This window comes from Rhodococcus sp. NPDC060084, from assembly GCF_042730335.1.
In the GTDB taxonomy this organism is placed as follows: Bacteria; Actinomycetota; Actinomycetes; order Mycobacteriales; family Mycobacteriaceae; genus Rhodococcus.
In genome coordinates this window covers 41,692-48,795 of the sequence record NZ_JBHWWX010000032.1, presented here as the reverse complement: position 1 = coordinate 48,795, position 7,104 = coordinate 41,692, and the positions used below count along the sequence as shown (strand labels likewise).

General features: G+C 66.7%; 5 protein-coding genes and 1 tRNA gene. 2 read left to right on the top strand and 4 right to left on the bottom strand.

All coding sequences use genetic code 11. From position 1 onward, the window contains the following. Positions 1-185: 185 nt before the first annotated feature. Positions 186-767 carry a transglycosylase family protein gene (locus tag ACFWBU_RS16055; protein WP_378528716.1) on the bottom strand — a complete coding sequence of 194 codons (582 nt, stop codon included), beginning with the start codon at positions 765-767 and terminating at the stop codon, positions 186-188. Between the two features lie 452 nt (positions 768-1,219). On the opposite strand from ACFWBU_RS16055, the gene ACFWBU_RS16050 reads away from it, so the two are divergent. Further along, positions 1,220-1,296 (top strand) — tRNA-Met (locus ACFWBU_RS16050). Positions 1,297-1,354: 58 nt separating this feature from the next. On the opposite strand, the gene ACFWBU_RS16045 is transcribed toward ACFWBU_RS16050, so the two are convergent. Further along, a complete protein-coding gene (locus ACFWBU_RS16045; RefSeq protein WP_296549425.1) occupies positions 1,355-3,043 on the bottom strand; it encodes an acyl-CoA synthetase in 1,689 nt (562 codons plus the stop codon). Between the two features lie 328 nt (positions 3,044-3,371). Between ACFWBU_RS16045 and ACFWBU_RS16040 the strand changes: the two genes are divergently transcribed. Continuing rightward, entirely contained in the window at positions 3,372-4,316 is a 945-nt protein-coding gene (locus tag ACFWBU_RS16040) for an alpha/beta hydrolase family protein (RefSeq protein WP_169651825.1), read from the top strand. A gap of 84 nt (positions 4,317-4,400) precedes the next feature. Here ACFWBU_RS16040 and ACFWBU_RS16035 read toward each other — a convergent pair whose 3' ends face one another. Further along, positions 4,401-5,612, bottom strand: a complete 1,212-nt coding sequence (locus ACFWBU_RS16035) for an acyl-CoA dehydrogenase family protein (protein WP_378528715.1) — start codon at positions 5,610-5,612, stop codon at positions 4,401-4,403. Between the two features lie 28 nt (positions 5,613-5,640). Next, on the bottom strand, positions 5,641-7,035 hold the full coding sequence (locus tag ACFWBU_RS16030; RefSeq protein WP_378528714.1) for an acyl-CoA dehydrogenase family protein: 1,395 nt from the start codon (positions 7,033-7,035) through the stop codon (positions 5,641-5,643). Between the last annotated feature and the right edge of the window lie 69 nt (positions 7,036-7,104).

The window sequence follows — 7,104 nt, the reverse complement described above, 5'->3', positions numbered from 1 at the left end:
CATCTTCTTCGCCCTCGAAGGCTCGATCATGGCGCAGGGTCTCGAACTCGGGCTGCATATTCCGTTGTGGCTCGGCTATGCCGTGTCCACGCTGGTGATCTTTCCGCTGGTGATCTACGGGATGAAGGTTTCTACCGCGGGGCCCCGCTTCGTTTCGTGACGGCGGATGCCGAGGGTCGGCCGGATCAGACGCCGGGCAGGGCGTCGAGGACCTGGTCGAACTGCTCGCCGTAGCCCAGCTCCACGGCCACGCCGCGCGCGACGTCGATGTACTGATGGACCTCGGCGGGAACGGCGGGGACCGCGATGTCGACGTACGGCTGCACCTCGGCCGGGAGGGCCGGTGCTTCCTGGACGGGAGCCGGTGCCGGTGCCGGTGCAACCTCAGGTGCCGGTGCGGGTGCCGGTGCCGGCGCGGGTGCCGGCTCTTCGACCGTCGTCAGATACTGACCGCACACGGGCCATGCGCCCGGCCCCTGCGTCTGCAGCGTGTTCTCCGCGACGCGGATCTGCTCTTCCTTGGTGGCCTGGTGCGGCATGCCGGTGCCGCCGTTGGCCTCCCAGGTGCTCTGCGAGAACTGCAGGCCGCCGTAGTAACCGTTGCCCGTGTTGATGGACCAGTCGCCACCGGACTCGCACTGCGCCACCGCATCCCAGTTGTGGGTGGCGGCAGACGCGGTACCGGTTGTCAGAGCGAGCGGAACGGTCGCCAGGACTCCGGTGACGAGCACGGTGCCGACAGTACGTTTGCTGAAGAATTTGGTCATCGGTTTTGTGATCCTCTCGCGCTCGCGGACTGCGGTGGCCACGAAGACCGGCGCACTCGAGGTGCTCGAGGTCTGGGCGCGTGTCCGCGCTCTCCGCCCCTCGGACGTGTCGTAGCCACCGGATCCCGCGGGGCAGAGTGGACGGCGGCGGGCCGGCGGAGGTTCGGTTGTGTCGAACCGGCACCGAAGGTACAAGTCCCTTTCGGCCGGTTCATCCCGCGAATTGTTACGACGCTCGTCCGATATATGGGAAAGAAAAAACATGTCGTCGCAGGTCGCGGCGGCGTGTTGCGCTGGTAGAGACAAGATCGTTACCGCAACGTTATGTGTTGGGGATCATGCGATGGTCGTGGCGCCCCTCACTCGTCGGAGGGGCCGCATCTGTGCATTCGGGGCGGCCGACCGAGCGATTTGCTTTCCGATTCCGCGCTCCTGTAGGTTCGATCATGCAACGCGGGGTGGAGCAGCTCGGTAGCTCGCTGGGCTCATAACCCAGAGGTCGCAGGTTCAAATCCTGTCCCCGCTACCACGACAAGGCCCGGGAATCACATGTGATTCCCGGGCCTTGCAACGTTGTCTACTGCGGATCAGCCTGTGGGCGCGGCAGACTCGCCCTCGTCGGCCCCGCTGTGTGGCGGCTCCATCTCGACGAGAACCCGCCGCAGCAGTTTCCCGGTCGCGTTGCGCGGCAGTTCGTCGAGGAAGATCACGTCGCGGGGGACCTTGTACCGCGCGAGGTTGGAGCGTACGAAGACCTTGATGTCCTCGCCGTCGCGGGCGGAGGTCGGGGACGGCACGACGAACGCGCGCAGCCGATGCCCGAAATCCGCGTCCGAGATGCCCACCACCGCCACGTCGAGCACGTCGTCGCGCTCGGCGAGCAGGTTCTCGACCTCGAGCGGATAGACGTTCTCTCCGCCGGAGACGATCATGTCGTCGTCGCGGCCGTCGACGAAGAGCCGTCCCTCCTCGTCCCAGTGCCCGAGGTCGCCGATCGAGAGCATCCCGTCGATGCGCTCCTTGTCGCGGCCGTCGGTGTACCCGGCGAAACTCAGTCCGCTGGAGACGAAGATGCGGCCCACGACGCCGGGTTCGGTGATGCGGCGACCGTCCGGATCGAACAACGCGACCCGGCAGGTCACGGGAGGGCGCCCCGCGGTACCCGGGGCGAGGCGGATGTCTTCGGGTGTCGCGACGGTCGCCACGGCGCACTCGGTGGACCCGTACAGGTTGTGCAGCACATCTCCGAACGACTCGCGCGTGCGGCGGCACAGATCGGGGGAGAGCGCCGAACCCGCCGAGAAAATGATCTTCAAGCTCGACGTGTCGTACTCCGCGATCTTTTCCGGACCGAGGTCGAGAATTCGCTGGAGCATCGTCGGCACCACGACCAGCACGTTCGCGTGGTGCCGATCGATCAGGCTCAGTGTGTCCGTCGGCGTGAAGCGGCGCATCATCACGATCGTCTGCCCCAGGGCGAGGGCGATCGCGAACTGCGACACCCCGGTGCCGTGGAACGCGGGAGCGGCCATCAGCATGGTCTGACCCGGACGCAGCGGCACCCGGTCGAGGAACTGGGCAGAGGCGAGCGGCGAGGTGCGACCGCGCGGTGCGCCCTTCGGCGTTCCGGTCGTGCCACTGGTCAGAAGCACGAATCCTCCGAAGACCGGCGGTGCCGGAGGTGCGGAGACGTCGACTCCTTCGATCGCTTCCTCGAGCGTGGGAACACCAGGGACCTCGTCGTCCTTCCACGACACGTAACGACGCACACTCTCGGGGAGCGCGGCGGCGACATCGGCGAACTCGGAGTCGAACACGAACGTCGTGACCGCCTCCCGCTCCGCTACTTCCGCGAGCTGGCGCGGGGCGAACCCGGTGTTCATCATCACCAGCCGCGCACCGAGCTTGGCGGCTGCGAGCATCGTGACGACGAGCCCACGGTGGTTGCGGGCCATGATCCCCATCGACGAGCCGGGAGTGACGCCGGCGTTCTTCCACGCGTGCACGAGTCCGTTCGACCAGTCTTCGAGTTCCCGGTAGGTGACCTCGCCCCGTTCGTCGATGATGGCGGCCACGTCCGACCCGCGGGCGGCGTGAGCGTGCACGGGCCCCGCGAAGGGCCCGTACTTACGTGCGGCGGCCATGGTGGCGAGGCTCTGGTCGACCCGGGGGAAGTGGAGGAGGCCCGCCCGCCGCATCACGGCGAGAGCACCGACCGCGTCGGTGACGCTGTCGAGGGCACCGCGGACATTTTTGGCGAGGTCGAGCACCGGCATCGGGAGGCCCTTTCGGCGGCATACATGGATGGAGGTAACGGCGTGCGCTCCTCACCCTAGTAGTGATACACGTCACATGGGGCGGAATGTCCGTATTTTCGGGAGCGCCGACCGCCCAGCAGTCTGCGCATGGTGGGACATGTCACTGAAGAACGCCGGCGACCAGGCGATTCGCGCCGAGCGGAGGTCGATCGGGGTAATACGGACGCACCGGGCGTCGATGAAATCGGAGAACACTCGATCGACGTCCGTGGGTGACATGCCCACAGAAAGGGTGCAGGTGCTACGCGTGACCCGCTCCGACAACCCCTCACTCAGCAGGCGAACGATGCTCAAGACAGCGTTCGCGGGCGCAGCCGGACTCGCCGGCGCCGCGGCCCTGGCCACCTCCGCACCGGGCGTTGCGAGGGCAGTACCCCGGGGAGGGTACGAAGAGATCTGGGTGCCCTCGGAGATGGGCCCGATCAAGTGCCAGGTGCAGTGGGCCAAGCGGGGCGGCAGTGCGTCGCTGTACCTGCTCGACGGGATGCGTGCCCGCCCGGATGCCAACGCGTGGTCGTTCGAGACGAACGCCTTCGAGCAGTTCGCACTCGACGACGTCACCCTCGTGATGCCGGTGGGCGGTGAGTCCAGTTGGTATAGCGACTGGTACAACGCGAGCAATTTCAACCAGCAGGGCGTGACGTACAAGTGGGAGACGTTCCTGACCCGTCACCTGCCCGCCGCGCTCGCCGCACGCGGAGTGGACCGCACCCGCACCGGCATCGCCGGGTTGTCGATGGGCGGCACGGCGGCGCTGAACCTCGCGGCGCACCATCGCGATCAGTTCAAGTTCGCCGCATCCTTCTCGGGATACCTCTGGCTCAATGCTCCGGGCATGCGCTCGGCGATCCGGATCGCGATGCTCGACGCCGGTCTGTACAACGTCGATGCGATGTACGGTCCGCCGTGGGACGAGTCGTGGGCGCGCAACGACCCGTTCACTCAGGCCGAGAGCCTGCGCGGGTTGCCGATGTACGTCTCGGCGGGCAGCGGAATCCCCGGATATGCGAACCGGGTCGAGAACATGGTGGATGTGGTCAACACCGCCAACGGCATGGGACTCGAAGCGTTGTCCCTCGCGACCACCCGCGCGTTCCAGGCGCGGCTGGACAGCCTGGGCATCGGTGCGACGTACAACTTCCCGAACGTCGGCACCCACAGTTGGCCGTATTGGTCCGAGGAACTGTGGCGGGCCCGGCCGCACATCCTCAGCGCTCTGCGGGCGGGGTAGGAGCTTTCGACGAGCGATGGGCGGCACCCGAAGGTGCCGCCCATTGCGTCTGTCGGCTTGTGGCGCAGTTGCTGTGCGGCCGGTCTACTTCAACTCGGCCGACGACTTTCCGAGTACGCGTCGCGCGACGATGAGCTGCTGAATCTGCTGGGTGCCTTCGAAGATGTCGAGAATCTTCGAGTCGCGTGACCATTTCTCGAGCAGCGGGCGCTCCGAATACCCGTACGTGCCGGCCAGTTCGACCGCCTTGAGCGACACCGCCGTGCCGGTCCGGCCGGCCTTGGCCTTGGAAATCGACGCCTCGAGGGAATTGGGCTTCTTGTTGTCGGCCATCCACGTCGCCCGGAGGGCGAGCAGATACGCCGCTTCCCAATCTGCCTCGAGCGCCAGGAACTCGGCCGCCGCAGCGTGCTGATTGTTGGCGGGAACGTCGTACGACACCTCGACGCCGGCGTCCTTCAGGATCACCCGCAACTCCTCGAGCACCGCGCGGCCGAGACCGACGGCCATGCCTGCCACGATCGGACGGGTGTTGTCGAAGGTCTGCATGACCCCGGCGAAACCCTTTTCGGCATTCACCTCGGGTGAGCCGAGGATGTTGTCCTTGGGGATGCGGCAGTTGTCGAGCAGCAGGACCGCAGTGTCGGACGCCTTGATGCCGAGTTTGTGCTCGAGCCGGGCGACGCTGAGACCCGGTGCTTCCCGCGGCACGACGAACGACTTGATCGCGGCCCGGCCCTGGGACTTGTCCACGGTCGCCCACACGACGACGTGCGTCGAGCGCTCGCCCGCGGTGACGAAGATCTTCTCGCCGTTGAGAACCCACTCGTCGCCGTCGAGCACGGCGGTGGTGGTCACCGCTGCGGAGTCGGACCCGAATCCGGGCTCGGTGATCGCCATCGAGGCCCACACCTTGCCGAAGCGCTCGAGTTGCTCATCGGTGGCGACGGCTGCGATGGCGGAGTTGCCCAGGCCCTGATAGGGGATCGACAACGTGAGGCCGACGTCGCCCCAGCAGGTTTCGATCACATTGAGGAGGCCGGCCATGTTGCCGCCGTTGAGATTTCCGAACGCTTCCGTCTTGGCCTTCGCGTCTCGTCCGAGGGTTGCGCCCGCGGTGCCTTGACCCGAGTCGTTGAGGCCCTCGACCATGGCCGCCATCGTGTCGAGCTCGACGGGGTATTCGTGCTCGGCGAGATCGTATTTGCGGGAGATCGGACGGAAGATCTGCGCGGCGACCTGGTGGGCCTGGTTCGCGGAAGCCTTGAGCTTCTTGGGAAGTTCGAGATTGATCATCACAGGTTCCTTGTTCGGATCGGGCCGCTCAGATGAGGACGACGCCTTCGGCGACACCGATGGCACGCAGGTCGCGGTACCAGCGCTCGACGGGATGTTCCTTCGTGAAACCGTGGCCACCGAGCAGCTGCACGCCGTCGAGGCCGATCTTCATGCCCTTGTCCGTCGCGAGCTTGCGGGCGAGCGCGGCCTCGCGGGCGAACGACAGGCCCTTCTCCGCGCGCGATGCGCCGCGCAGGGTCACCAGACGCATGCCGTCCAATTCGATCTTGATGTCGGCGACCATGAATGCGACGGCCTGACGATTGCTGACCGGTTCGCCGAACGCGTGCCGCTCGTTGACGTAGGGGATCACGTAGTCGAGCACCGCCTGGGAGGTGCCGAGTGCGAGCGACGCCCAGCCGAGGCGCGAGAGCCGCACGGCGTCGGCGTACTGCTCGGCGCGCACGTCCGGGTTCTCGTCGCCGAGCAGGGCGGACTGCGGAACCGCGACGTCCTCGAGCAGGAGACGTCCGAGTCCGGCGGCGCGCAGGCCCATGCTGGGGTCCGCCTCGATGACGACGCCCTTGCTCTTCGCCTCCACGATGAAGAACGACGGCTTTCCGTCGAGTTCCGCTGCGACGATGAAAAGTTCGGCGCTACCCGCGGCCGGTACGAGCGCCTTGACTCCGTTGAGGCGGTAACCGCTGGGGGAGCGGACCGCCTTGGTCTGCAGGGCGAACGGGTCGAACAGAGCACGCGGTTCCGCGACCACCACCGACGCCTGGGGGACGTCCTCGCTCGCGAATGCGGGAAGGTAGGTCTGCTGCTGCTCGTCGGTGCCCCACTGGGTCAGCGCGACGGCGACACCGCTCGGGGCGAGGATCGGAAGTGCGAGACCCATGTCGCCGTGCGCAAGCGCTTCGGCGACCAGGGAGTTGGTGACGACGCCGCGTTCGGTGGCGACACCGTCGAACGCCTCGGGGACATTGACCATGGTGATGCCGAGTTCGGCGGCGCGTGCGAGCAGGTCCGCGGGGGCGGCCGCGGCGGCGTCGGCGTCGTAGGCGGCCGGGCGGATGATCTCCGCGGCGAACTCGCGCACCGTTTCCGTGATCATCTGCTGATCGTCGGTGGGCGTGAGGTCGAAGAAGTCGGCGTTCTTCGCCGTCGTCAGGCGCTGCGGCGAACTGCCGCCCGAGACCTTCTTGAAGGTGCGGGTCGCGGCGCCGAGCGTCTTGAATCCGGTCTTCGTGGATTGGTACGTGACCCGGTCGATGGTCTGCCGGATGTTGTACCGATCGGCGAGTTCGGACCCGGTGATCCGCGTGAGAACGCGCATCGCGGCACCCATGGCGTCGCGTTTGAACGGGTTGAGACCGACGGCGGAGGTGTCGCGGCGAGGTGTGTTCCGGGGCACGCTGTCTTGCTTGCTCATGATCACCAGAGGTTTCTCGATGCGGGAGCGGACGATAACCGATCTTACTTCTGAGTAAGGTGTGATGTCTACTAC

Bases quoted from the DNA above. Each gene is read 5' to 3' on its own strand.
- ACFWBU_RS16055 (WP_378528716.1), bottom strand. From the start codon at position 767: ATGACCAAATTCTTCAGCAAACGTACTGTCGGCACCGTGCTCGTCACC.
- ACFWBU_RS16035 (WP_378528715.1), bottom strand. From the start codon at position 5,612: ATGATCAATCTCGAACTTCCCAAGAAGCTCAAGGCTTCCGCGAACCAG.
- ACFWBU_RS16045 (WP_296549425.1), bottom strand. From the start codon at position 3,043: ATGCCGGTGCTCGACCTCGCCAAAAATGTCCGCGGTGCCCTCGACAGC.
- ACFWBU_RS16040 (WP_169651825.1), top strand. From the start codon at position 3,372: ATGCTCAAGACAGCGTTCGCGGGCGCAGCCGGACTCGCCGGCGCCGCG.